We start from the raw sequence: 25457 nt of genomic DNA on the forward strand, positions 1-25457 counted from the left end.
GTGGGGGTGGGCGGGAGGTCGTCCTGGTGCATGATGCGGACGAAGGCGTCTTCGAGGTCCACCCCGCCCACGCGGGCGAGCAGCGCCTGCGTGGTGTCCAGCGCCACGATGCGGCCGCCCTTGAGCATGGCGATGCGCCCGCACAGGGCCTCGGCCTCTTCGAGGTAGTGGGTGGTGAGCATGATGGTGTGGCCGGCCTTGTTCAGCCGCGAGATGAACTCCCACAACGTGCGGCGCAGGTCCACGTCCACGCCCGCCGTGGGCTCGTCCAGCACGATGACCGGCGGGCGGTGCACCAGCGCCTGCGCCACCAGCACGCGCCGCTTCATGCCGCCGGACAGTGCGCGCATGTTGTTGTCGGCCTTGTCGGCCAGCCCCAGGTTGTGGAGGATCTCGTCGATCCAGTCGTCGTTCTTGCGCAGCCCGAAATAGCCCGACTGGATGCGCAGCGTCTCGCGCACCGTGAAGAAGGGGTCGTACACCAGCTCCTGCGGCACCACGCCCAGGGCGCGCCGGGCCGACTTGTAGTCGGCCACGACGTCGTAGCCACAGACGCTGGCCCGGCCCGAGGTGGCGCGCGCCAGCCCGGCCAGGATGGAAATCAGCGTGGTCTTGCCGGCGCCGTTGGGGCCCAGCAGGCCGAAGAATTCGCCGTGGCCGATTTCGAGGCTGACGTTGTCCAGGGCCTGGAAGCCGGGGCCGGGGGCGCGGCCGAGCAGCTTCTGCCACCCGCTTCGGCGCGGCGCGTAGATCTTGGAGACGTGTTCGAGACTGACGGCGGACATGACGGCAGTGAGGGCCCGGAAAAGAGCGAATCGCTCATTATATAAGCGCCGTACGGCTCGCCGTCCGATGGCCCCGGCGCGGACAGGGACGGAACGCCGGCGCGGGAGCCGCGGGCTCCCGCGCCGCGCCCGTGCTTACTGGTTGCGCTGGTTGAGCGCGTTGATCAGGCCGTCGATGCCGTTCTGGTTGATCTGTTGCGCGAACTGGTTGCGGTAGTTCTCGATGAGCCAGATGCCTTCGACGTTCATGTCGTAGATCTTCCAGCCGTGGGCGGTCTTCTCCAGGCGGTAGTCCACGCCCACCGGCTGGCCGTTGTCCTGGGTGATGAGGGTGCGCACCACCACGTCGTCGGCGTTGGGGTCGCCGCGCAGCGGCAGCATCTTGACCTGCGTGCCGGCCGTCACGCGCGTGAGCGCGCCGCTGTAGGTGCGCACCAGGGTGCCGCGGAAGGCTGTCGCCAGGGCCTGCTTCTGCTGGTCGGTGGCCTGGCGCCAGTAGCGGCCCGCCGCCAGGCGGGTGGTCTTCATGAAATCGACGTAGGGCAGGATGTGCTGATCGACCACCTGGTTGATGCGGGCGGTGTTGCCCGCCTTGACGGCGCCGTCGGCCTTGAGCACGTTCAGGGCCTCGTCGGCGGCGGCCTGCACGAACTTGTCGGGCGGGCCGTTGGGGTCGGGTTTGGCATGGGCGGCCGCGGCGGCGGCCAGGCCCAGCAGGCCGGCGACGAACAGCCGTTGCAACAGGGAAAGAGGGGAAAACCGCATGTAGGTATGCTCCTTGCTCACGTAGGGGGACGGCGGTCCGGCTTACCGCGGCGCCGAAACCGGGGGGGCCGCTTCCGGGAGGCCCGCTTCCGGGAGGCCCGCTTCCGGGGAATCCGTCTTCGGGGCGCCGGTTCCCGGGGCGGGCGCGGCGTCGTCCTCGTCGTCTTCGTAGTTGGGCAGCGTGGATTCGCTGTCCGTCTTGTGGCCCAGCACCATGGAGGCGCGGCGCTGCAGGTAGGCATCGCGCACGAAGCTGTACGGATCGAGCGCCACGCGGTCCACCGTGTCGGTCGCGTCCAGCAGGCTGGCGCGCGTGTCCACCACCTCGAGGCCCCACAGCGAGTTGCGCAGCGGCACGTTGTCGATGGCGCTCACGCCCATGTAGCCGTGTGCGCGGCCCTGCCAGTCGCCCACCAGGCCCACGCCGTCGCGCACCGTGGAGGCGCCGAAGAAGGGCAGCACCAGATAGGGGCCCTGGCCGAAGCCCCAGACGCCCAGCGTGGTGCCGAAATCGTTGGGGATCTTGCGGGCGCCGTTGGCCGAGGCCACGTCGAAGCAGCCGCCCACGCCCATCGTGGTGTTGAACAGGAAGCGGCCCAGCGTGTTGATGAAGTCGTGGCCGCGGCCCTGCAGGAAGCTGTTGGTGCCCGACCAGAGGTCGTCCACGTTGTTGAAGATATTGTGCACGCAGGTGCGCACCGGCTGCGGCGTGACGTAGGTGTAGGCCTGGGCCACGGGCTTGAACAGCGCACGGTCCACGGTGTCGTTGAACTTGTACACGCCCCGGTTGAAGCCTTCCCAGGGATCGCGCGGGTCCGGATTCGAGGACGCGGCGCAGCCGGCCAGCAGCGCGCCGGCTGCGGCGACAGTGGCAACGCGGGAAAGAGCTTGCATTTTCATGATGTGGGGATCCCTATCGGTAATTTCTTATTCGTGTCGCTGCGCGCCGGCGCGGTCCGGCCTTGTTGTTCAGGGGGCCTTGGGCGCGGCATCGGCGCCGCCGCCCTGGCTGGTGCCCGACTTTTCCGCCGACCCGTACAGGAACTGGCTGATGAGCTGCTCCAGCACCACGGCGCTTTGTGTATAGCGGATTTTTCCGCCGTCGGTAAAGTTCTCCTCGTCGCTGCCGGCGGTCAGGCCCAGGTATTGCTCGCCCAGCAGGCCGGAGGTCAGGATGGCGGCCGAGGTGTCCTTCGGAAACTGGTACGCCTTTTCGAGGTCGACCGACACCACGGCCTGGAAGGTCTTGTCGTCGAAGGAGATGCCGGACACCCGGCCCACCACCACGCCCGCGCTTTTCACGGGCGCGCGCACCTTCAGGCCGCCCACGTTGTCGAAGTTGGCGGTCAGCGTGTAGGTGGGGGCGAAGGAAAAGCTGCTCAGGTTGCCGGCGCGCAAAGCCAGGAACACCAAGGCGGCCGCGCCCAGCAGCACGAACAGGCCCACCCAGAAATCGGTTTTTTCGCGTGACATGATTCGTTATCCGTTTCAGTTTCCAAACATCAGGGCCGTGAGCAGGAAGTCCAGGCCCAGCACCGCCAGCGAGCCCACCACCACGGTGCGCGTGGTGGCGCGGGCCACGCCCTCGGGGGTGGGGCGCGCCTGCCAGCCCTCGTAGAGCGCCACCAGCGTGACGGTGACGCCGAACACCAGGCTCTTGATGACGCCGTTGGCCACGTCGCTCCAGACGTCCACGCCATTCTGCATCTGCGACCAGAACGCCCCGGCGTCCACGCCGATGAGCGCCACGCCCACGACCCAGCCGCCCAGGATGCCCACCATGGAGAACACCGAGGCCAGGATGGGCATGGCGACGATGCCGCCCCATAGCCGGGGCACCAGCACGCGGCGCATGGGGTCCACGGCCATGACCTCCATGGCGGCGAGCTGCTCGCCGGCCTTCATCAGGCCGATTTCGGCCGTCAGCGAGGTGCCCGCCCGGCCCGCGAAGAGCAGCGCCGTCACCACGGGGCCCAGTTCGCGCACCAGGGACAGCGCCACCAGCAGGCCCAGGGCCTCCTCGGAGCCGTAGCGGTTCAGCGTGTAATAGCCCTGCAGGCCCAGCACGAAGCCCACGAACATGCCGGACACGGCAATGATGAGCAGCGAATAGTTGCCGATGAAGTGGATCTGCTGCGACACCAGGCGGGGCCGCGACAGCGCAATGCCGCTGCGCGCCAGCATGGCGCCGAAGAAGCGGGTGAAGTAGCCCACGCCGCTTACCTGGGCGCGGGCCCAGCCGCCCAGCGCGCCGATGGCCTTGAGGGGGCCGCTCATGCCTTGCCTCCTTGTTGCGACAGCCATTTCCGGAAAGCCGGCGTCTCGGGGTAGTGGAACGCCACCGGGCCGTCCGGCTCGCCGCGCAGGAACTGCTGCACGTAGGGGTCGCCCGAGGCCGAGAGCACGTCGGGCGTGCCGGCGGCCTTGAGCTCGCCCTGGCCCACCAGATACACCTGGTCGGCGATGGCGAAAGACTCGTGCACGTCGTGGGTGATCAGCACCGAGGCACAGCCCAGCCGGTCCGCCAGGTCGCGGATGAGGCGGGCGGTGACGCCCAGCGAGATCGGGTCCAGCCCCGCGAAGGGCTCGTCATAGAGAATGAGCTCGGGCTCCAGCACCACCGCGCGGGCCAGCGCCACGCGGCGCGCCATGCCGCCCGATATCTCGGACACTTTCAGGTGAGCGGCCGCCCGCAGGCCCACGGCGTCGAGCTTGTCGAGCACGCGCTCGACGACTTCCGCGTCGCTGGCGCGCGTGTGCTCGCGCAGCGGGAAGGCCACGTTTTCGAAGACGTTGAGATCGGTGAACAGCGCGCCCTGCTGGAACAGCACGCCCATGCGCTGGCGCAGGGCCTGCAGTTCGGCGGCGCCGGCCTGGCCGATGTCCTGGCCGAAGACCACGACCTTGCCGCGCTGCGCCTGGATCTGGCCCGTGGCCGCGCGCAGCAGCGTCGTCTTGCCGGAGCCGGATCCGCCCATGATGGCCACCACCTGTCCGGCCCGGACATCCATGGAGATGCCGCGCAGCACGGTGAAATCACCGTAGCCGAGCGCGACGTCGTGCAGGCGCAGGGCGAATTCCGAAGTGCTGCGGGAGTGAGCGGGCATGGACAACGATAGGGGTTCCAGTTCCGGGGACGGAGCAAGCCCCGCGGCCCCGAATGCGCTCGGCCTCGGGCGGGGCCGGCGCTTGCGCGGCGGGCCGCGCCGGCAAGCGCCCGGTTATTCGGATGCCGGGGTGGGGAATTCCCTGCTTCCCGGCGGCGAGGCGCCATTGTAGCCGGTCGCCCCGATGCCACAATCCGAGGCGTCACGATTGGAACAGTGTTTTCGCAGCCGGGAACAATGCGCTTGCCGGCACGGCCCGCCGCGGCGCAAGCGGTCAGCCGCCCGCGCGGCGCCGGGCGTCGGCCAGCTCGGCCGCCAGGCGGGCCACCAGGGCCGCCGTGGATTCGCGGCGCGCCAGGGGCGCGCCCTGGCCGGCCCAGAGCGAAAGCACCGAGATGTCGCCCAGCCTGGCGCCGGCCGTGCGCATGGGCCGGGTCAGCGCATTTTGCTGCGGGTAAGGATAAATATCGGCGGAGATGGCGTCGGTTTCGCGCATGAAATCGTTGACCAGCCCGCGCGCGGGCCGGCCGGAGTAGGCCCGGGTGATGCGCGACTGCTCGGCCTGCGACGCTGGCAGCGCGGCCTTGTAGGCTTCGGGAATGCCGCTTTCGTCGGCGCACAGGAAGGCCGTGCCCATCTGCGCGGCCTGCGCGCCCAGGGCCAGCGCCGCCGCAATGCCGCGGCCGTCCATGATGCCGCCCGAGGCGATCACCGGAATGCGCAGCGCGTCGGCGACCTGCGGCACCAATGCCATGGTGCCAATCAGGGCGCTGTCGAAATCGTCCAGGAAGGTGCCGCGGTGCCCGCCGGCTTCCGCGCCCTGGGCCACCACCGCGTCCACGCCGTCTTCCTGCAGCGCCAGGGCCTCGCGCACCGTGGTGGCGGTGCCCACGGTGAGAATGCCCAGCTCGCGGCAGCGCGCCAGCGCCTCGCGGGGCATGCGGCCGAACGTGAAGCTGAACACCGCCGGCCGCACCCGCAGCACGGCCTCGATCTGCCCGGGCAGCAGGTCGGCCTGGGGGCCGGGCGCCTCGGGCGCCGGCAGACCCAGCCGCGCATGGAAGCGGGCCAGCAGCGCCAGCATGTTTCCGCCGTCTCCGCGCATGGGCTGCTCGGGAACCGCGGCGAACAGGTTGATGGCGAAAGGCCGCGGCGTGCGTTCGCGGATCGCGGCCGCGGCGGCCTCGATCTGCGCGGCGCCGAGGTAGGCGGCGCCCAGCGATCCCAGGCATCCCGCCCTGGACGCTTCGGACACCAGTTCCACCGTGGTCGCGCCGCCCGCCATGGGCGCCTGGATGATGGGATGTTCGAGTGGCAGCAGGTCTTGCAGGGGAGTGGCCATGGGATTGCTCCTGGAAGGGCTTATTGGAGCTGGATGTTTCCAGCCTTGATGACGTGCGCCCACTTCTCGGTTTCGCGCTTGATGAAGTCGCCGAATTCCTCGGGCGTGCCGCCGCCGGCCTGGCTGCCGGTGTCGGCGATGGCCTTCTGGACGTCGGGCTCCTTCAGGATGCGGTTGAACTCCGCATTGAGCTTGGCGATGATGGGCGCCGGGGTGCCGGCCGGGGCGACGATGCCCTGCCAGTTGTACGATTCGAAGCCGGGCAGGCCGGATTCGGCCATGGTCGGCACGTCGGGCAGCACGGCCAGGCGCTTGGCCGAGGTGACGGCAATGGGGTGGATTTTCTTGCCCTGGATGGCGGGCAGCGCCGAATAGCCCATTTCGAACATCATCGCGATATGGCCGCCCATCAGGTCGGTGGCGGCGAGGCTGCCGCCCTTGTAGGGCACGTGCACGATGTCGATCCTGGCCTGTTCGCGGAACATTTCTCCCGACAGGTGGTGCGCGCCGCCCACGCCCGACGAGCCGAACGACAGCTTGCCCGGTTCTTTCCGGGCCAGGGCGATCAGGTCCTGCAGGTTCTTGACGGGCAGTTCGTTGTTGACGCTCAGCACCAGCGGGCTGTTCTCGATCAGGATGATCGGCGCCAGGTCTTTCTGCGGATCGTAGGGCAGCTCCTTCATCAGCGACGGGTTCACCGCCATGGGCGCCAGGTTGCCGGTGCCGATGGTGTAGCCGTCGGGGGCGGCCTTGGCGATCAGGTTGGTTCCCACCACGCCGCCGGCGCCGGCCTTGTTCTCGACCACCACGGGCTGGCCCAGCGATTCGCCCAGCTTGCGCGCCAGCAGGCGCACGCGCGTGTCGGCAAAGCCGCCGGGCGCGTAGGGCACGATCATGGTGATGGGCTTGGTCGGCCAGTCGGCGGTCTGCGCTTGCGCGGCTCCGCAAAGGGCTGCGGTGGCGGCCAGTGCCGCGATCAGGGGGCGCAGGGGTTTCATCATGGGACTCCTCTTTCTGTCTCGCTATTTCTATGAACGGGCCGGTTGTCCGGCCCGTTGCATTATGCCTTTTCGCGGCATGTCCCCAGGCGCCAGGCCGACGCCGCCAACAGCAGCGCCGCGCCGGCCAGCGCCTGAGGCAGGTCCGCGCCCAGCCGTTGCGCCCAGGACGCGGCCAGCGGTCCCAGCATCTGGCCGGCGGCGAATGCCGAGGTCAGCAGCGCGGCCGCGCGCGGCGCCTGGGCCCCGGCCGCGCGCCTGGCGGCCAGGATGCCCGCCTGCGTAATGACCATGAAAGTGCCGCCCACCAGCAGCGCCGCCAGCACCACGGCCGCCAGGCTGTGCCACCCCGCCGCGGCCAGCATGCCCAGCGCCATCAGCCACTGCGCCGCCCGCCACAGCCCGATTTCGTCCGCCCGCCGCGCCAGGCGGGGCGCGGCCAGGCAGGACAGCATGGCGGCCAGGCCGAACGCGGGCCAGGCCCACCCGAAGACCGCGGGATCCGGCACGATGTCCTTGGCCATGGCCGGCAGGAACGTTGCGGGCACGATGTATCCCGCGCCGAAAATGCCGTAGTGCAGGGCCATCCGCCGTACCCGCGGCGGCAGCGGCGCGCGCGGCGGCAGCGCCTGCGGCCCGGCGGGTGCGCCGCTCATGCCGCGCAGCAGGCGGGGCAGGGCGGCGGCCGACAGCCCCAGGGCCAGCGCGCCCAGCGCGATCCAGCTCGCCTGGGCGCTGGCGTGGCGGGCCATGAGCGCCAGGCAGGCCAGGCCGGTCAGGGCGATGCCCGCGCCCACGCCCGCAAACGCCAGCGCCGCGGCTCCCGGCTCGCGCGGGTCGCCGGCCGGCACCGGCCGCCAGGCCGCCACGCAGATGAACGCGCTGGCGCTGGCGTAGCCCGCGGCCAGCCGCAGCAGGGCCCAGACCGCGACGCCTTGCGCGCCGGCCATCGCCAGCGTGAGCGCGGCCACCGCGGCCAGGCTGGCCGCCAGCACCGCGCGCAGGCGGCGGATCGGCCAGGCAACGGCCGCGAGCGCGCCCAGCAGGTAGCCGGCATAGTTGGCCGAGGCGAGCAGGCTGCCCTGCGCCAGAGACAGGCCGGCCTCCTGCGCCATCTGGGGCCAGACCGGCGTGAAGGCAAAGCGGCCGATGCCCATGGCGGCGGCCAGGGCCAGGGCGGCGGGCCAGGCCAGGCGGGCCGCGCCGGCGGACGGGACAGATGCGGAAACGGAGGCGGGAGGCGTAGACATGCCGCCTAATCTACGTCTGTACTAATATCTTTAATAGTGAATTATTCAGAACTCTAGTTCTTGAAATGAGAAATATCGACCTCGACGCACTGCAGATTTTCAAGGCCGTGGCCGACCATGGCGGGGTGGCGCGCGCCGCGGCCCACCTGCACCGCGTGCAGTCCAACGTTTCCACCCGCCTCAAGCAGCTGGAGGCGTCGCTGGAAGCGCCGCTGTTCCGCCGCCAGAACCGCCGGCTGGTGCTGTCCGACCAGGGCCGCGTGCTGCTGGGCTACGCGGACCGCCTGCTGCGCTTGTCGCAGGAAGCGCAGGCGGCGGTGCGCAGCGGCGCGCCCCAGGGCGTGCTGCGCATCGGCACCATGGAAAGCACGGCGGCGGCGCGGCTGCCGCCCATTCTCGCCGGCTACCACGCGGACTGGCCGCAGGTGCGCATCGAACTGGTCACGGGCACGTCGGGCGCGCTGGCGGCCAAGGTGCGCAATTTCGAGATCGAGGCCGCGTTCGTGGCCCAGCCCTATCCGGGCCAGGGGCTGCAGGCGCAGGACGCTTTCCAGGAAGAACTGGCCCTGATCTCGCCGCTGGCCTGGCCCGGGCCGAGCGGCCCGCAAGACCTCGCGGAGCGCACCGTCATCGCCTTCGCGGCGGGCTGTTCGTACCGGCGCATCCTGGAATCCTGGCTCAGCCAGGCCGGCGTGGCCCCGGCCAAGGTCATGGAGTTCGCCTCGTACCACGCCATCGTGGCCTGCGTGGCGGCGGGCTCCGGCGTGGCCGTGGTGCCGCGCTCGGTGCTGGCGGTGCTGGGCGCGCAGCGGAGCGTGCGGGCCACGCCGCTGGCGGGGCCGCATGGCAGCGCCCTCACCCAGCTCGTCTGGCGGCCCGGGGACGAAACCCCCGCCCTGCAGGCCCTGCGGCGCCAGATCGGGGAACTCAGAAGCGGTAGCCCACGCCCAGGGTCGCCACCCACGGATTGATGCGGGCCGTGCCGATGCGCTGGCCGTCGAGCTTCACCGTGGACGAGATGTCGATGTAGCGGATGTCGGCGTTCATGAACCAGCGGTCGTTGATCTTGATGTCGGCGCCCAGTTGCGCGGCCACGCCCCACGAGTCCTTGAGCTTGAGGTCCGAGCCCGACAGCGCGCCCTTGGTCTGGGTGTCGAAGAAGTGGGTGTAATTGATGCCCACGCCGATGTACGGCTGGATCATGCTGTCGGGCAGGATGTGCCATTGCAGGCTGAGCGTGGGCGGCAGGTGCTTGGTGGTGCCGATCTTGCCCAGGCCGCTGCCGCGGATGTCGTGCTCGAAGGGCCAGGCGCCCAGCAGTTCGATGCCGATGTTGCGCGTGGCCATGTAGGTCAGCGTGAAGCTGGGGCGCACGTTGTTGTTCACGTCGAGCTTGACGCCGCCGTCGAGTACGCTGCCGTTGTTGGAGTCGGGGCGCACCTGCGTCACGCCCACCTTGAGCAGCACGTCGCCCGCCTCGTGGGCGTGCGCGGGGGCGGCAAAGGCGGCGGCGGTCAGTCCTGCGATGGCGGCGGCGCGCAGGCGCCCGTTCAAGAAAAACATTTTTTTCTCCGATCTTTCCGTGGATACGAGCCTGTAGATTCGCAGAGCGGAGGACCGCGCCGATTGATGCGTATCAAAACGTGAAAAGACCACATTCCAATTGTGGCTATAGGGCAACAGCGGGCGCGCAAAAACAAAACCGGCCTCCCTTGGGAGGCCGGTCCGGCGCTTGCGGCGGGCGCGTTCAGCGCGGCAGGTCGGAGCTGCCCATCAGGTAGGCGTCGACCGCGCGGGCGCATTGGCGGCCTTCGCGGATGGCCCACACCACCAGGGACTGGCCGCGGCGCATGTCGCCGGCGGCGAACACCTTTTCCACGCTGGTGCGGTAGTCGTCGGTATTGGCGCGCACGTTGCCGCGCGCGTCGCGCTCCACGCCGAAGGCGTCCAGCACGGTCTGCACCGGCGAGACGAAGCCCATGGCCAGCAGCACCAGGTCGGCCTTGATTTCGAATTCAGAGCCTTCGACCTCGCGCATCTTCATCTGGCCGGTGGCTTCGTCCTTGAACCATTCCACACGGGCGGCCACCAGTTTCTCGACCTTGCCGTTGCTGCCCTTGAGCTGCTTGGTGGTCACCGACCAGTCGCGTTCGCAGCCTTCCTCGTGCGAGGACGAGGTGCGCAGCTTCAGCGGCCAGTAGGGCCAGGTCATGGACTTGTTTTCCGACTCGGGCGGCTGGGGCATCAGTTCGAACTGCGTCACCGAGGCCGCGCCATGGCGGTTGCTGGTGCCCACGCAGTCCGAGCCCGTGTCGCCGCCGCCGATCACCACCACGTGCTTGCCCTTGGCCAGCGTCTGGTTGACGAGGCGGTCGCCCGCCACGGCCTTGTTCTGCTGGCGCAGGAAGTCCATGGCGAAGTACACGCCCGACAGCTCGCGGCCCGGCACCGGCAGGTCGCGCGGGGTTTCCGAGCCGCCGGTCATGACCACGGCGTCGAATTCCTCCATCAGCGATTCCGGCGTGCGCACCGTCAGGCCGTCGGCGGCCGCGTCGGTCGGCTTGCCCACGTAGGTCGAGGGGGCGAACTCCACGCCTTCGGCTTCCATCTGGGAAATGCGGCGGTCGATCTGGTGCTTTTCGAGCTTGAAGTCGGGAATGCCGTAGCGCAGCAGGCCGCCGATGCGGTCGCTTTTCTCGAAGAGCGTCACCGCGTGGCCCGCGCGGGCCAACTGCTGGGCGCAGGCCAGGCCGGCGGGCCCGGAGCCCACCACGGCAACCTTCTTGCCGGTCTTGCGCGCCGGCACCTGCGGCACCACCCAGCCTTCTTCCCAGCCCTTGTCGATGATGGCGTGCTCGATGGACTTGATGCCCACGGCGTCGCTGTTGATGTTCAAGGTACAGGCGGCCTCGCATGGCGCCGGGCAGATGCGGCCGGTGAACTCCGGGAAATTGTTGGTGGAGTGCAGCACGTCGAGCGCGCGCTTCCAGTCCTGGCGGTAGACCAGGTCATTCCAGTCGGGGATGATGTTGTTGACCGGGCAGCCGTTGTTGCAGAACGGGATGCCGCAGTCCATGCAGCGCGCCGCTTGCTGCCGGGCTTGCTCGTCGGTCAGGTGCAGCACGAATTCGCGCCAGTTCTTCACCCGCTTCTGCGGGGCCTCGCTGGCCTCCTGCAGACGCTGGTACTCCATAAAGCCGGTAATCTTTCCCATGGTATCCCTCACGCAGCCAGTTGTTGCGGGTTGGCTGCACGCCACATTTCACCCAATGCGCGGCGGTAGTCCGTCGGCATGACTTTCACGAATTTGCCGCGCGAGGCTTCCCAGTCGCCCAGGATCTCGCGGGCGCGGAAGCTGCCGGTGTAGCGGAAGTGGTCTTCCACTAGGCGGCGCAGGATGGCTTCGTCCGTTTCGCGCTCGCCGCCGCGCTGCGCGCTGTGCCAGATGTCCATCTGGTTCTGGGCCAGCTGCTCGGCGTGCGAGACGACGGGCTCGAGTTCCACCATGGCGAGGTTGGCGCGCTGCTTGAGCGTGCGGTCCGGATCCCAGACGTAGGCCACGCCGCCGGACATGCCGGCCGCGAAGTTGCGGCCCGTGGCGCCCAGCACGACGACGGTGCCGCCGGTCATGTATTCGCAGCCGTGGTCGCCCGTGCCTTCCACCACCGTGGCCGCGCCCGAGTTGCGCACGGCGAAGCGTTCGCCGGCCACGCCGTTGAAGAAGGCTTCGCCGGCCAGCGCGCCGTAGAGCACGGTGTTGCCCACGATGATGTGGTCGGGGCCGAAGCCGCGGAAGTCGTTGGGCGAGCGCACGATGATGCGGCCGCCCGACAGGCCCTTGCCCACGTAGTCGTTGCCTTCGCCCACCAGGTCCAGCGTGATGCCGTGCGCCAGGAATGCGCCGAAGCTCTGGCCGGCGGTGCCGTTGCACTGGATGTGGATGGTGTCGTCGGGCAGCCCCTCGTGGCCGTAGCGCGCCGCCACGGCGCCCGACAGCATGGCGCCGATGGTGCGGTTGCGGTTGCGCACCGGGGTGATGAACGAGACTTTCTCGCCGCGCTCCAGCGCGGGCTTGCTGCGCTCGATGAGCTGGTGGTCCAGCGCATTGGCCAGGCCGTGGTCCTGTTCTTCGGTCTGGCGCACGGGCGTGTCGGCCTGCACCTGGTGGAACACGCGGGAGAAGTCCAGGCCGCGGGCCTTCCAGTGTTCCACGCCGGCGCGCATGTCGAGCAGGTCGGCGCGGCCGATCAGGTCGTCGAACTTGCGGATGCCGAGCTGGGCCATGATTTCGCGGACTTCTTCGGCAATGAAGAAGAAGAAGTTCACCACGTGCTCGGGCTTGCCCTGGAATTTCTTGCGCAGTTCGGGGTCTTGCGTGGCCACGCCCACCGGGCAGGTGTTCAGGTGGCACTTGCGCATCATGATGCAGCCTTCGACGACCAGCGGCGCGGTGGCGAAGCCGAATTCGTCGGCGCCCAGCAGCGCGCCGATGACCACGTCGCGGCCCGTCTTCATCTGGCCATCGGCCTGCACGCGGATGCGGCTGCGCAGGCGGTTGAGCACCAGCGTCTGCTGCGTTTCGGCCAGGCCCAGCTCCCAGGGCGTGCCCACGTGCTTGATGGACGACACCGGCGAGGCGCCCGTGCCGCCGTCATGGCCGGCGATCACGACGTGGTCGGCCTTGGCCTTGGCCACGCCGGCCGCCACCGTGCCCACGCCCACTTCGGACACCAGCTTCACCGAGATCGACGCCTTGGGGTTGACGTTCTTCAGGTCGTGGATGAGCTGCGCCAGGTCTTCGATGGAATAGATGTCGTGGTGCGGCGGGGGCGAGATCAGGCCCACGCCGGGCACCGAGTAGCGCAGCTTGGCGATGTATTCCGACACCTTGTGGCCGGGAAGCTGGCCGCCTTCGCCGGGCTTGGCGCCCTGCGCCATCTTGATCTGGATCTGGTCGGCCGAGGCCAGGTATTCGGCGGTGACGCCGAAGCGGCCCGAGGCCACCTGCTTGATCTTGGAGCGCAGCGAGTCGCCCTTCTTGAGGGCCACGTCGGCTTCGATGCGCTCGGCGCCCAGCACCGAGGCCAGCGTGTCGCCGTCCTTGATGCCGCTCTTGCCGTTGCGCATCTCGGCGCGGTAGCGCAGCTCGTCTTCGCCGCCCTCGCCCGTGTTCGACTTGCCGCCGATGCGGTTCATGGCCACGGCCAGCACCGAGTGCGCCTCGGTGGAGATCGAACCCAGCGACATGGCGCCCGTGGCGAAGCGCTTGACGATTTCCTTGGCCGGCTCCACGTCGTCCAGCGGAATGGCGCGCGAGGGATCGAAGCGGAACTCGAACAGGCCGCGCAGCGTCATGTGGCGGCGGCTCTGGTCGTTGATGATCTGCGCGTATTCCTTGTAGGTGCGGTAATTGTTCGAGCGCGAGGCGTGCTGCAGCTTGGCCACCGAATCCGGCGTCCACATGTGCTCTTCGCCGCGGATGCGGAAGGCGTATTCGCCGCCCGCGTCCAGGTCGTTGGCCAATACCGGATCGTTGCCGAAGGCCGCGCGGTGCAGGCGCAGGGCTTCCTCGGCCACCTCGAAGATGCCGATGCCTTCGATGGTGGAGGCGGTGCCGGTGAAGTACTTGTCCACCAGCGCGCTCTGCAGGCCCACGGCCTCGAAGATCTGGGCGCCGGTGTACGACATGTACGTGGAGATGCCCATCTTGGACATCACCTTGTTCAGGCCCTTGCCGATCGCCTTGATGTAGTTCTTGACGGCCTTTTCGGGGTCGCTCATCTTGCCCAGCGATTCCAGCGCCAGGTAGGGGTGGATGGCTTCGGCGCCGTAGCCGCCCAGCAGGGCGAAGTGGTGGACTTCGCGGGCCGAGCCGGTTTCCACCACCAGGCCGGTGCTGGTGCGCAGGCCGGCGCGGATCAGGTGCTGGTGCACGGCCGAGGTGGCCAGCAGCGCGGGAATGGCCACGCGCTCGCTGTCGACCAGGCGGTCGGACACGATGAGGATGTTGTAGCCGCTTTGCACCGCGTCCACGGCGCGCGCGCACAGCGCGGCCACGCGGGCCTCGATGCCTTCCGGACCCCAGGCGGCCGGATAGGTGATGTCCAGTTCGTAGCTGCGGAACTTCTTGCCTGTCACCTGTTCGATGTCGCGGATCTGCGCCATGGCGGCGAAATCCAGCACCGGCTGCGAGACTTCCAGGCGCAGCGGCGGGTTCACGTTATTGATGTCCAGCAGGTTGGGCTTGGGGCCGATGAACGACACCAGCGACATCACGAGCTGTTCGCGGATGGGGTCGATGGGCGGGTTCGTGACCTGGGCGAAAAGCTGGCGGAAGTAGTTGTAGAACGGCTTGGAGCGGTTCGACAGCACGGCCAGCGGGGCGTCGTTGCCCATGGAGCCGATCACTTCCTCGCCGTTGGCGGCCATGGGCTCCAGGATGAACTTGTAGTCTTCCTGGGTCCAGCCGAAGGCCTGCTGGCGGTCGAGCAGCGGCACGGACGACTGCGTGGGCACGCCGGCCTGGCGCGGCGCGGGCAGCGATTCCAGCTTGATCTGCAGGCGCTCGATCCACTGGCGGTAGGGGCGGCTGTTGGCCAGCTGCATCTTGATCTCGGCGTCGTCGATGATGCGGCCCTGTTCCAGGTCGATGAGAAACATCTTGCCGGGCTGCAGGCGCCACTTCTTGACGATGCGGTTTTCGGGGATGGACAGCGTGCCGGCCTCGGAGGCCAGGATGACCATGTCGTCGTCGGTGACCAGGTAGCGGGCGGGGCGCAGGCCGTTGCGGTCCAGCGTGGCGCCGATCTGGCGGCCGTCGGTGAAGGCCACGGCGGCCGGACCGTCCCAGGGCTCCATCATGGCGGCGTGGTACTCGTAGAACGCGCGGCGGCTCTCGTCCATCTGCGTGTGCTGCTCCCACGCCTCCGGGATCATCATCATCATCGCGTGGGCGAGCGAGTAGCCGGAGTTCACCAGCAGTTCGAGGCAGTTATCGAACGTGGCCGTATCGGACTGGCCTTCGTAAACGATGGGATAGAGCTTTTTCAGGTCGTCGCCCAGCACGGCCGACTGCATCATGCCTTCGCGGGCGCGCAGCCAGTTGAAGTTGCCCTTGACCGTGTTGATCTCGCCGTTGTGGGCGATCATGCGGTAGGGGTGGGCCAGCGGCCAGGCCGGGAAGGTGTTGGTCGAGAAGCGCTGGTGCACCAGCGCCAGGGCCGACACCGTGCGCGGATCGGCCAGGTCGCGGTAGTAGCGGCCGACCTGGTCGGCCAGCAGCAGGCCCTTGTAGACCACGGTGCGCACCGAGGCCGAGGGCACGAAGTATTCCTTGCCGTGGGCCAGGCGCATGTTCTGGATGGCGTGGCTGGCGGTCTTGCGGATGACGTACAGCTTGCGCTCCAGCGCGTCGGGCACCATGACGTCGGCGCCGCGGCCGATGAAGAGCTGGCGGATCACGGGCTCGCAGTCGCGCACGGCGGGCGACATGGGCATGTCCACGTCCACCGGCACGTCGCGCCAGCCCAGCACGACCTGGCCTTCGGCGCGCACCGAGCGCTCGAGCTCCTGCTCACAGGCCAGGCGCGAGGCGGTTTCCTTGGGCAGGAACACCATGGCCACGCCGTACTCGCCCGGGGGCGGCAGCACGATGCCGCGCTGGCCCATTTCCTCGCGGTACAGCGTGTCGGGAATCTGGATCAGGATGCCGGCGCCGTCGCCCATGAGCTTGTCGGCGCCCACCGCGCCGCGGTGGTCCAGGTTTTCGAGGATCTTCAGGCCCTGCTGGATGATGGCGTGGCTTTTCTTGCCCTTGATGTGGGCGACGAAGCCGACGCCGCAGGCGTCGTGCTCATTGGCCGGGCTGTACAGCCCCTGGGCGGCGGGCAAGCCGATGCGGCTCGCATCGATGGGAACCGCCTTGAGGGGGCGACAGGAATCGTTCGGGGTAATTTGGGACATGGCGCGCTCCGCAGTGGGCCTGCGTCGTTATGTTGCAGTGCAGGGTGGGACAATAACCCTGCGGGAGGTAGGGCGCAACAGAAATAAAAAGGGAGCGACCCTATTTATATGTTTGCACCGTTTCTGTGCAATAAATAGGGTACGCATCAAGAGGCGCGCCAGACAAGGGTTACAGGGGTATGGTCAAAAAATGCGCACTGTATTGGGGTGCGGAATGGCTGTTTTTCTTATATTACGTCCCCAATAATTTGTGGGTTTGTCGCAATCTGGAGCAGCCCGCGCCGGGCGGCGGGAGCGCCCGGCGCGCCGCGGGAGCGGGGCTGGCATGCAGGGGAAGCCGATGCGAAAAACCGCCGTCCGGGCGGACGCGCGAGGCGGCTCGGCGGCGGCGCGGGGCCGGAACGGCCCTCAGCGGTGGGAATCGGGGGCGGGAGGCGGAGGCGGCGGCGTCTCGCCGCCTTCGGCGGCTGGAGCCGGCGGGGCGGGTTTCTTGCGCGGGCGGCCGCGCTGGCCGGGGGCGACCCGGCGGCTGGCCGTATGCGCCAGGCTGGCGATGAAGCCCGGGCCGCCCAGCGCCCATTGCCCCGACACGGCCTGGTCGATGCGCTGCGATTCTTCGCGGGTCAGGCCGTCGTGCAGGCGCTTGCGGTAGTTGGCCTGGCGGTCGAACGGCGTGTTGCCGCAGGCCCAGTAGTCGGCGTGGTCGGACTGCCAGGCGGCCGGCGGCGCGCTGGTGTTGCCCGTGTGGCTGGCGGCGGACGACCACGGCCACGAGTCGGCGTCCTGCGATGCGCCGCTGCGCACCGGGTAGGTTTCGAGCCAGACCAGCGCGGGCAGGACCCAGGCGCCGGGCTCGAGCAGGGCCGAGCGGTAGCGCCCCGCGAACACGCGCCCGCCGCGCAGGCGCGCGGCGAGATTGCGGCCCAGTGTCTGCATCAGGCGCGGCAGTCCTTCTTCGTCGGCCGGCGTGGCCAGCAGCAGGATGCGGTCGTTGGCGAGCACCCATCCATGCACGGAAACACGATGGCGCAGGGCGGATTCGCCCAGCCAGGCGGCAAGCTGGTTGAGGATGTCGGCCGGAGCGGGCTGCGACGGCGCCGCCAGCGGCTGAATGAAGTTGGCCTGCACCAGTTGGGGCAGCCCGGGGGCGTACAGACGGGGCAGACGAGCCATAGTGTCAGGGCTTGCGCATGGAAGAACGGGGTGTCTTCGCTATGGGTATATAAATAGTGCCACGATAGGCCGCGGTCAAGCCTTTCAGCCGCGAAACCGAATCCGGATCGCGGATTCGCGCCGTACAGGACCTCTAGACGCGCAGGTTAACATTTGGCGACGGAACCTCGCACCGTGGATATACCCTAATCCCCGGCTTCGCCCGCCCCATTTTCCCATCAGGAGACTCTTCCTATGGCCACGGCCCTGGAACTCATTTCCGAGCACCGCTGTTTCGGCGGTTCGCAGCGCTTTTACCGTCACGCGTCGGAGGAGATCGGCCTGCCCATGCGCTTTTCGGCCTACCTGCCGCCGCAGGCCGCCGCCGGCCCGGTGCCGGTGCTGTTCTACCTCGCGGGCCTGACCTGCACCGAGGAAACCTTCATGATCAAGGCGGGCGCGCAGCGCCTGGCCGCCGAGCTGGGCGTCATGCTCGTGGCGCCCGACACCAGCCCGCGCGGGGCCAACGTGCCGGGCGAAGACGAAAGCTGGGACCTGGGCACCGGCGCGGGCTTCTACCTGGACGCCGCCCGCGCCCCCTGGCGCGGCCATTACCGCATGTATAGCTACGTCACGCGCGAGCTGTACCGCATCGCCACCGGCGGCGCCCTGCCGGGCGACGCCGCGCGCGCCGGCATTTTCGGCCATTCCATGGGCGGGCACGGCGCACTGGTGCTGGCGCTGCGCAACCCCGGCCTTTTCCGCTCGGTGTCGGCTTTCGCGCCCATGGCCGCGCCCAGCCTGTGCCCTTGGGGCAAGAAGGCCTTCGGCGCCTATCTCGGCGACGATGCCGCTCAATGGGAAGCCTACGACGCTTCGGCGCTCATGCGCGGCCTGCGCCAGCCCTTCCCGGACGGCATCCTGATCGACCAGGGCACCGCCGACCAGTTCCTGGCCGAACAGTTGTATCCCGAGGTGTTCGAGGCCGCCTGCGCGCAGGCGGGCCAGCCCCTCACGCTGCGCCGGCACGAGGGCTACGATCATGGCTACTACTTCATCTCCAGTTTCATCGAGGATCACATCCGGTTTCACGTCGAGCGGCTTGGAAAACCGGCCGCCTGAGAGCGGGCTTCTATACTGGTCTGCCTGCCGCGGCAGGCCCGCGGGCAGCGCCGCGCCGGGCCGGGCCGCGGCGTTCTTTTCATGGGGAAGCCCGAGTTGATAAGCGGTATTGCTCCTTTTGTCTGGATACTGGCGGGCGCGGTGATCGTGCTGCTGCCGGGGCTGTTCATGCTGCTGGGGCGGGGCGGGCCGCGCGACGAGCGCGGCCGCCGCATGTTCCAGTTCCGTCCGGTGCGCCGGCTCTTCGGGCTGCTGCTGGTGGCGCTGGGCTGCGTGTCCGGCCTGCTGGCGCTGTCGCTGGTCCAGTTCTTCCGGCTGACCGCCGACACCCCCGTGGCTCTCATCGAGGTGCGCCAGCAGGCGGAAGGGCAGTTCCTCGTCCATGCCAGCGCCCAAGGCGTGGGCAACAAGCAATACGTGCTCTACGGCGACCAGTGGCAGATCGACGCGCGCGTGGTGCGCTGGCGCCTGCCCGCCCTGCTGGCCGGCGTGCCGCCGCTCTACCGGCTGGAGCGCCTGTCGGGCCGCTACAGCGATGCCGCCCGCGAGGCCTCGGCCACCCGGTCGGTGCATCCGCTGGACGACTGGCCGGCGCCGGACCTGGCCGCCCTCAAGCAGTCGTTTCCCAACTGGTTTCCCTTCGTGGACGTACAGTTCGGCAGCGCCGCCTACATGCCGCTGTTCGATGGCGCGCGCTACCAGGTCCTGCTCGACCCGCGCGGCGCGCTGTTCGTCCGTCCCGATGGCCAAGCCACGGCCGAGGGCCTGAAGCGGCTGGGCTGGTGACCCTCTGATCCCGCTGCGCGCCCGCTCGCCGGGTCCGGGCCGGGCGGCCCTTGCCCCAGGCCGTTAAAATTGGGGTCGCATAACGAAAGCGGAAACTTTGACGCGCCGCAACAGTCGAATTAGCACTCCCATAATCAGAGTGCTAACATCGAATCCATGTCGTTATCCCCAAGCCTTCCGGAGACTCCCGCCATGAAGCAACCCAGTACCTCGTTGGCCGCGCCCGGCAACGCTCTGGCGTTGGCCATCGCCAATCCGGGCGCGCTGGGCACGATCGACGCCTACATCTCGGCGGTCAATCGCCTGCCCGTGCTGACGGCTGAACGCGAAACCGAACTCGGCCGCCGCCTGCGCGACCACGACGACCTCGACGCCGCGCGCGAGCTGGTGCTGTCGCACCTGCGCCTGGTGGTTTCGGTGGCGCGCCAGTACCTGGGCTACGGCCTGCCGCACGCCGACCTCATCCAGGAAGGCAACGTCGGGCTGATGAAAGCCGTCAAGCGCTTCGATCCCGAGCGGGGCGTGCGCCTGGTGTCGTTCGCCGTTCACTGGATCAAGGCGGAAATCCACGAATACATCATCCGCAACTGGCGCCTGGTCAAGGTGGCCACCACCAAGGCGCAGCGCAAGCTGTTCTTCAACCTGCGCAGCATGCGCCCGGACGGCCAGACGCTGGATTCCGAACAGGTCGACAACATCGCCCGCGAACTGAACGTGCGCCGCGAAGACGTGAGCGAAATGGAAGTCCGCATGTCCGGACGCGACATGTCGCTCGAAGGGCAGGACGACGACGAGGACAGCTACGCCCCCATCGCCTATCTTTCCGACGACGGCCGCCAGGAGCCCACCCGGGTGCTGGAGCGCGCCGCGCGCGACCGCCTGCAGACGGCGGGCCTGAGCAGCGCCCTGGAAGCCCTGGACCCGCGTTCGCGCCGCATCGTGGAAGCGCGCTGGCTGCAGGACGACGGCGGCGCCACGCTGCACGAACTGGCCGAGGAATTCGGCGTGTCGGCCGAGCGCATCCGCCAGATCGAGGCCGCCGCCCTCAAGAAAATGCGCGGCAGCCTGAGCGCCTGATCCCCGGGGTTCCGGATCCGCCCAGGGCCGCTCGCGCGGCCCTCGTTTTTTGCGGCGCACGGCGGGTCTTCCGCGGTCTGCGCCGCCTTCAAATATATGGATACAAATTCGGGTCAAAAAAACCAGGCGCGCCCGAAACTTAATCGTGCCCGCGCCGCCTAACTCCATGTAGACCGCGAACTTCGGTTTGCCGTCTTGTCATCCGTCTCGGCTTCTCCTCTTTCCCCTCCCCTATGAGACGGATGCTTACGGGGCGCCCGCATATCGGCGCCCCGTTTTTTATGCGCGCTCGCCGCGCGTGCGCCCCTCTCTCTTCCCTGCCGCCAACAAAAAAGCCGCGCAAGCGCGGCTTCCGGGGCTGGGCGCGCCTGGCGTTCAGGCGGCCCGGGCGTTGTCCGGGGCGGCCAGCGCCCCGCGCAGCAGGGCGTCCTGCACGCGTCGCACGCCCGTGGCCATGGAGCCGTCCTGGTACAGCTTGATCCAGCGGTAGCCGGGCGCGAGATTGTCCACCACGTGGCGGCCGTCGCGGATCGAGAACTGGAAACAGGTCGACGGCGTGGCCAGCAGGCGCAGGTTGTGCCGCCGGCGGTCGAATTCGTGATGCACGTGGCCCCAGAGCACCACCCGCGCTTGCGGCCAGCGCGCCAGCAGCTTGAAGAGCGCCTCCGGGTTGTCGATCATCATCGAGTCGTGCCAGTGGCTGTCGATCTGCATGGGGTTGTGGTGCATGGCCACCAGGGTATGGCGGTGCGGCGCCTGGGCCAGCGCTTCTTCCAGCAGGTCGAGCTGGCCGGCGGGCAGGTGGCCGGCGGTGGAGCCGGGCACCGTGGTGTCCAGGCACACCACGCGCCATGCGCCTACGTCGGTCACGGGCTGGCTCCATTCGGGCAGCTCCTGCCGCAGCACCGCGGGCAGGTCGTGGTTGCCGGGCAGGCAGCGGATGACGGTATTCTGCAGCGGTTCGGCCTCGCGCAGGATGCCGGCAAAGCGCCGATAAGAGGCCGCCTCGCCGTCCTGCGAAAGATCGCCCGTGGCCAGCAGCAGGTCGGGCCGCTTGCCGTCGGCCTGGACCTGCCGCAGCACGGCGCGCAGGCTGGCGTCGGTGTTCACGCCCAGCATTGCCGTGTCGGGCTGTCCGAACAGATGGCAATCGGTCAATTGCACAAGCATGGCGGGCGCGTCGTCGCGCCGGCCGAGGGTATGTATGCGGACCAAGGAATCCTCCTCGGAAATTTCCTCGCGCTACCTTACCCAAAAAACCGCGCATTGCGGGTTTCGCATCCGGTCTCACGGGTAACGAAACGTGCGGGCCGTGCCTGTCCGCGCCGGGCGGCGCGGCAAAACCCGCTATTCTTGTGAAAATTTCCACAGGATTGTTGGGGCGTCTTACTTACATGGATGTTGGATTTCTCGTATTCGGTCTGGCCGGCCTGCTGACGCTGGTCTGCTTCATGCCGCCGCTGGCCGGGCGGGTGAAGCTGCCTTACTCGGTGCTGCTGGCCATCGTGGGCTGTCTGCTGGGCATTGTCGTCCACGTGCACGGCTGGGCCCCGCGCTGGATCGGCGATTTCCTGGATTCGCTGGAACGCTTCGAGATTTCGTCCGAAACCTTTCTCATGGTGTTCCTGCCGGTGCTGCTGTTCGAGACGGCCTTGTCCATGAACGTGCGGCGGCTGATGGACGATATCGGCCCCATTCTCATGATGGCCATCGTGGCCGTGGTGGTCTGCACCGTGGTCGTGGGCTTCACGCTCGACATGGTTTCGTCCTACGGGTTGGTGGTGTGCCTGCTGCTGGGCGCCATCGTGGCCACCACCGACCCCGTGGCGGTGGTGGGCATCTTCCGCGAGGTGGGGGCGCCCAAGCGGCTCACCACCCTGGTCGAGGGCGAGAGCCTGTTCAACGACGCCGCGTCCATCGCGCTGTACTCCGTGCTGCTGGCGGTGCTGAGCGGGCATGGCGTGCTGAGCGTGGGCGGGGTGTTCAACGACTTCGTGGTGCACTTCCTGGGCGGCGGCCTGGCGGGCTTCGCCATGGGCCGGCTGGCCTGCTTCCTGTTCGCCTGGCTGCGCGGTTTTCCCACGGCCGAGATCACCCTGACGCTGACGCTGGCCTATTTGTCGTTCTTCATTTCCGAGCACTATCTGCACGTTTCCGGCGTGGTGGCCACCGTCATCGCGGGGCTGGTGGTGGGATCGGCGGGCCGTACGCGCATGTCGCCCACCACGTTCGAGTACCTGTCCAGTTCCTGGGAGCAGTTCGGCTTCTGGGCCAATTCGCTCATCTTCCTGTTCGCCGCCATGCTGATCCCCAAGCTGATGGCGGCCGCCGACTGGCAGGAGCTGCTGCTGGTGGCGGTGCTGTTCGTCGCCACCCTGGTGGCGCGCGCCATTGTGGTGTTCGGCCTGCTGCCCCTCCTGGGCCTGACGCCGCTGGGCACCAAGGTGAGCAATCCCTACAAGGTCGTGATGCTCTGGGGCGGATTGCGGGGCGCGGTGTCCCTGGCCCTGGCCCTGGCCGTGACCGAGCAGACCGGGGTGCCCGAGGAAGCGCGGCAGTTCATCGCCGTGGCCACCACGGCCTTCGTGCTGGTCACCCTGTTCGTCAACGGCATCAGCCTGCGGCCGCTGATCCGCACGCTGGGCCTGAACCAGCTTTCCCCGGTGGAGCGCACCATCCGCAACCAGGCGCTGGCCGTGGCGCTGGAAGACCTGCAGGGCAAGACCGAGGAGGTGGCCAAGTCCGAGCACATCGGCACGGAGGTGCGCGACCGCATCCGCGCCGTGTTCGACGCCAGCCTCGCCAGCGTGCACGACGGCCAGGTCGGCCAGATGAGCGACGAGCAGCGCGTGTCCGTGGGCCTGGCCATCGTGGCGCAGCGCGAAGAAGAAATGTTCTTCGACATCCTGAAGGCGCAGATCGTCGACTGGCGCATGGCCGAATCGCTGCTGGCCCGCGCCGAACGGCTGGAGGACGCTATCCGGACCGGCGGCGTGGCCGGGTTCGAGAACGCCATCGTCGCCGACGTGCGCTACTCGGCGGGCTTTCGCCTGGCGCTGCGCGTACATTACCTGTTCGGTTTCCAGGGCTGGCTGGCGCGCGAACTGGGCCAGCGCTTCGCCAACCTCATGAGCAAGCGTTCGGTGGCGCAGCGGCTCATCGTGTTCGCGCGCGAGCAGATCACGCCGCTGCTGGGCGAAGAGGCCACGCAGCGCATCGTCAGCCTGCACCAGCGCCGGCTCGATCTCATCGAGAACGCGCTGCAGGCCCTGAACCTGCAGTATCCATCCTATGCCCAATGGCTGCAGGAAAGCTATCTGGGGCGGGTGGCGCGCGAGCTCGAGCGCATCCGCTACCGCGACATGCTGGAGCAGTTCCTCATCAGCGGCGAAGTCTATGCCGACCTGATGGCCCAGCTGAAGAGCCGCTGGGCGCACATCGACACCCACCCCCCGCTGGACATGGAACTGGGCGCGGCGGACCTCATCAAGCGCGTGCCGCTTTTCGAAGGACTGTCGCCCGATTCGCTGCGCGCCATCTCCAAGCTGCTCAAGCCGCGTCTGGCGCTGCCCGACCAGCGCGTGCTGACCAAGGGCCGGCACGGCGAGGAAATGTGCTTCGTGGCCTCGGGGGCGGTGGCCGTGCACCTGCCCGACCACACCCTGATCGAACTGGGCAGCGGGGAGTTCTTCGGCGAACTGGGCCTGCTGGGCGAACAGCAGATCGCGCCGGAGGTCACGTCGCTGGGTTACAGCAAGCTGTTGATGCTTTCGTCGCGCGATTTCCATGCGCTGCTGGCGCGCGACGAGCACCTGCGCGAGCGCATCCAGACCGTGGCCAGGCAGCGCCTGCGCGCCATCGAAGTCTGGAAGCAGTTCTCGCAAACGGGCACGACCCAGCCCCCGCCCGCGCCGGCCGTGCCCGGCCCGGCGCAATCCGCGGAAGCGGCGGAAACGGCCCAGCCCGCCCCGGCGGCCGGGCGCGCGCATGACGGAACCGCCACGGAGGGCGCGGCGCGGGCCGCGGACGAGTCCGACGATGCGGCCGGGCGCGACGCGCGGCAGGCCGCGGCGGCCGACGGTGCGCCGTCGACCTTGCCGGACGCCAGCCCGGCGGGGCTGGCCGGGCCTAACCTGGCCGGGCCTAACCTGGCCGGGCCTGACCTGGCCGGGCCTGACCGCGCCTGACCTGGCGTGCCGTCGCGATGAGCGGCCTCAGGCCGGAAAGTTGTCGCCCGAGGCTTCGCGCCGCATGAGGTCTTCGACGATGACCAGCGCGGCTTCCAGCGTGAATTCGCCGTTGGCGATGCGCTGCACGGCGGCGCCGGGCTCGATGGCGTCGATTTCCATGACCTCGCCGTCGCGGTTGGCGGGGCGGGCGCCGGCTTCGAGCACACAGGTGCTGGTCAGTACGTCTTCGACCTGGTAGCCCTCGGGCAGGCGGCGGTGGATGCGCAGAATGGCGCGCAGGGCGGACCGGCGGCGCAGGTCCGGCGCGTCGAGCCCGGCCTCTTCGCCGCATTCGCGCAGCAGCGCCTCTTCCAGCGGTTCGCCGCTGCCGGCCAGGCCGCCGACCAGCGTGTCCCACATGCCCGGATCGGTGGCTTTGCCGAGCGAGCGCCGCGCCACCCAGAGCCGGCCGTCCGGCGTCCAGGCATTGAGATGCACGGCTTTGGTCAGCAGGCCCAGCGGCCGCATGGCGGCACGCTCGATCACGCCCAGCCAGGTTTCGCCGTCGGTGACATCCAGCAATTCATCGCGCCAGCCGCGCAGGCAGTTGGCCTGCCGCAGGGCCTGGGCCGATCGCTCGAGCACCTCGTTGAGAGCGTCGCCCGGCGCGAGGCCGGCGCCGATGCGCAGCGTCTGGCCGTCCGATTCGACATGGGCCACGCCGCGCAGGGCATCGCAGGCCGCATGCGTGGCCCAGCCGCAGCGGCGTCCCGCTATATACAAGATGCGCGCGCCGTCGGGCGCGGGCTCCTGGGCGCGCACGCGCAGTCTTGCATAGAGGTCGGGCAGGGGATGAAGCATGGATCGGGCCATCGAAGAGCGACCGGCAGATTTTATGCCAGCGCAGACCGGCGTGCGGCCCCGGCGTCAAAGCGGTTCGCG

General features: G+C 68.8%; 20 protein-coding genes. 5 read left to right on the plus strand and 15 right to left on the minus strand.

Annotated features, from left to right (window positions below):
* From NGJ44_RS06385 to NGJ44_RS06425, 9 genes are all read right to left on the minus strand, one after another.
* The coding region (locus NGJ44_RS06385) for an ABC transporter ATP-binding protein (protein ID WP_251863450.1) at window positions 1–785 on the minus strand (785 nt) is incomplete at its 3' end.
* Window positions 786–920: 135 nt separating this feature from the next.
* Window positions 921–1550 carry an MlaC/ttg2D family ABC transporter substrate-binding protein gene (locus NGJ44_RS06390; protein ID WP_053245847.1) on the minus strand — a complete coding sequence of 210 codons (630 nt, stop codon included), beginning with the start codon at window positions 1548–1550 and terminating at the stop codon, window positions 921–923.
* Between the two features lie 42 nt (window positions 1551–1592).
* Complete coding sequence (locus tag NGJ44_RS06395; protein WP_251863451.1) at window positions 1593–2450, minus strand: MlaA family lipoprotein; 858 nt, start codon at window positions 2448–2450, stop codon at window positions 1593–1595.
* Window positions 2451–2519: 69 nt separating this feature from the next.
* Complete coding sequence (gene mlaD / locus NGJ44_RS06400) at window positions 2520–3023, minus strand: outer membrane lipid asymmetry maintenance protein MlaD (RefSeq protein ID WP_053245848.1); 504 nt, start codon at window positions 3021–3023, stop codon at window positions 2520–2522.
* A gap of 15 nt (window positions 3024–3038) precedes the next feature.
* Window positions 3039–3827 (minus strand): lipid asymmetry maintenance ABC transporter permease subunit MlaE, encoded by a 789-nt coding sequence (gene mlaE, locus NGJ44_RS06405; RefSeq protein ID WP_251863452.1) that lies wholly within the window; start codon window positions 3825–3827, stop codon window positions 3039–3041.
* On the minus strand, window positions 3824–4657 hold the full coding sequence (locus tag NGJ44_RS06410; RefSeq protein WP_053245854.1) for an ABC transporter ATP-binding protein: 834 nt from the start codon (window positions 4655–4657) through the stop codon (window positions 3824–3826). The genes mlaE and NGJ44_RS06410 overlap by 4 nt, the downstream gene beginning before the upstream one ends.
* Window positions 4658–4931: 274 nt before the next feature.
* Complete coding sequence (locus NGJ44_RS06415; protein ID WP_251863453.1) at window positions 4932–5999, minus strand: NAD(P)H-dependent flavin oxidoreductase; 1068 nt, start codon at window positions 5997–5999, stop codon at window positions 4932–4934.
* 20 nt (window positions 6000–6019) lie between these two features.
* Window positions 6020–6997, minus strand: a complete 978-nt coding sequence (locus NGJ44_RS06420; RefSeq protein ID WP_053245270.1) for a Bug family tripartite tricarboxylate transporter substrate binding protein — start codon at window positions 6995–6997, stop codon at window positions 6020–6022.
* Window positions 6998–7059: 62 nt separating this feature from the next.
* Window positions 7060–8247: a YbfB/YjiJ family MFS transporter gene (locus tag NGJ44_RS06425; protein WP_251863454.1), complete on the minus strand. Its 1188-nt coding sequence runs from the start codon at window positions 8245–8247 to the stop codon at window positions 7060–7062.
* 65 nt (window positions 8248–8312) lie between these two features.
* On the opposite strand from NGJ44_RS06425, the gene NGJ44_RS06430 reads away from it, so the two are divergent.
* Window positions 8313–9218 (plus strand): LysR family transcriptional regulator, encoded by a 906-nt coding sequence (locus NGJ44_RS06430; protein ID WP_251863455.1) that lies wholly within the window; start codon window positions 8313–8315, stop codon window positions 9216–9218.
* Here NGJ44_RS06430 and NGJ44_RS06435 read toward each other — a convergent pair.
* The 4 genes from NGJ44_RS06435 to NGJ44_RS06450 all read right to left on the minus strand — a co-directional run bounded on the left by NGJ44_RS06435 (window position 9175) and on the right by NGJ44_RS06450 (window position 17382).
* Entirely contained in the window at window positions 9175–9810 is a 636-nt protein-coding gene (locus tag NGJ44_RS06435; RefSeq protein WP_053245268.1) for an OmpW/AlkL family protein, read from the minus strand. The genes NGJ44_RS06430 and NGJ44_RS06435 overlap by 44 nt on opposite strands.
* A 184-nt stretch (window positions 9811–9994) precedes the next feature.
* Window positions 9995–11461, minus strand: a complete 1467-nt coding sequence (locus tag NGJ44_RS06440) for a glutamate synthase subunit beta (protein WP_053245267.1) — start codon at window positions 11459–11461, stop codon at window positions 9995–9997.
* An 8-nt stretch (window positions 11462–11469) separates the two neighbouring features.
* The gene (locus NGJ44_RS06445; protein WP_251863456.1) at window positions 11470–16209 is read right to left on the minus strand and encodes a glutamate synthase-related protein; all 4740 of its coding nucleotides are present in this window, start codon (window positions 16207–16209) and stop codon (window positions 11470–11472) included.
* A 408-nt stretch (window positions 16210–16617) separates the two neighbouring features.
* Window positions 16618–17382, minus strand: coding sequence for a hypothetical protein (locus tag NGJ44_RS06450; protein WP_251863457.1), 765 nt, complete (start codon window positions 17380–17382; stop codon window positions 16618–16620).
* Window positions 17383–17616: 234 nt separating this feature from the next.
* On the opposite strand from NGJ44_RS06450, the gene fghA reads away from it, so the two are divergent.
* From fghA to rpoH, 3 genes are all read left to right on the plus strand, one after another.
* Window positions 17617–18483 (plus strand): S-formylglutathione hydrolase, encoded by an 867-nt coding sequence (gene fghA / locus NGJ44_RS06455; RefSeq protein WP_053246313.1) that lies wholly within the window; start codon window positions 17617–17619, stop codon window positions 18481–18483.
* A gap of 96 nt (window positions 18484–18579) precedes the next feature.
* Entirely contained in the window at window positions 18580–19269 is a 690-nt protein-coding gene (locus tag NGJ44_RS06460; protein ID WP_053246315.1) for a hypothetical protein, read from the plus strand.
* A 156-nt stretch (window positions 19270–19425) separates the two neighbouring features.
* Complete coding sequence (rpoH, locus tag NGJ44_RS06465) at window positions 19426–20346, plus strand: RNA polymerase sigma factor RpoH (protein ID WP_200908070.1); 921 nt, start codon at window positions 19426–19428, stop codon at window positions 20344–20346.
* Window positions 20347–20721: 375 nt separating this feature from the next.
* Here rpoH and NGJ44_RS06470 read toward each other — a convergent pair whose 3' ends face one another.
* Window positions 20722–21516, minus strand: coding sequence for a phosphodiesterase (locus NGJ44_RS06470; RefSeq protein ID WP_200908071.1), 795 nt, complete (start codon window positions 21514–21516; stop codon window positions 20722–20724).
* A 224-nt stretch (window positions 21517–21740) separates the two neighbouring features.
* On the opposite strand from NGJ44_RS06470, the gene NGJ44_RS06475 reads away from it, so the two are divergent.
* Window positions 21741–24533, plus strand: coding sequence for a cation:proton antiporter (locus NGJ44_RS06475; RefSeq protein WP_251863458.1), 2793 nt, complete (start codon window positions 21741–21743; stop codon window positions 24531–24533).
* Window positions 24534–24560: 27 nt separating this feature from the next.
* Here NGJ44_RS06475 and NGJ44_RS06480 read toward each other — a convergent pair whose 3' ends face one another.
* Window positions 24561–25376: an NUDIX hydrolase gene (locus tag NGJ44_RS06480; RefSeq protein ID WP_053246307.1), complete on the minus strand. Its 816-nt coding sequence runs from the start codon at window positions 25374–25376 to the stop codon at window positions 24561–24563.
* Window positions 25377–25457: the final 81 nt, after the last annotated feature.

This window comes from Achromobacter sp. Marseille-Q4962, from assembly GCF_943737005.1.
In the GTDB taxonomy this organism is placed as follows: Bacteria; Pseudomonadota; Gammaproteobacteria; order Burkholderiales; family Burkholderiaceae_B; genus Achromobacter.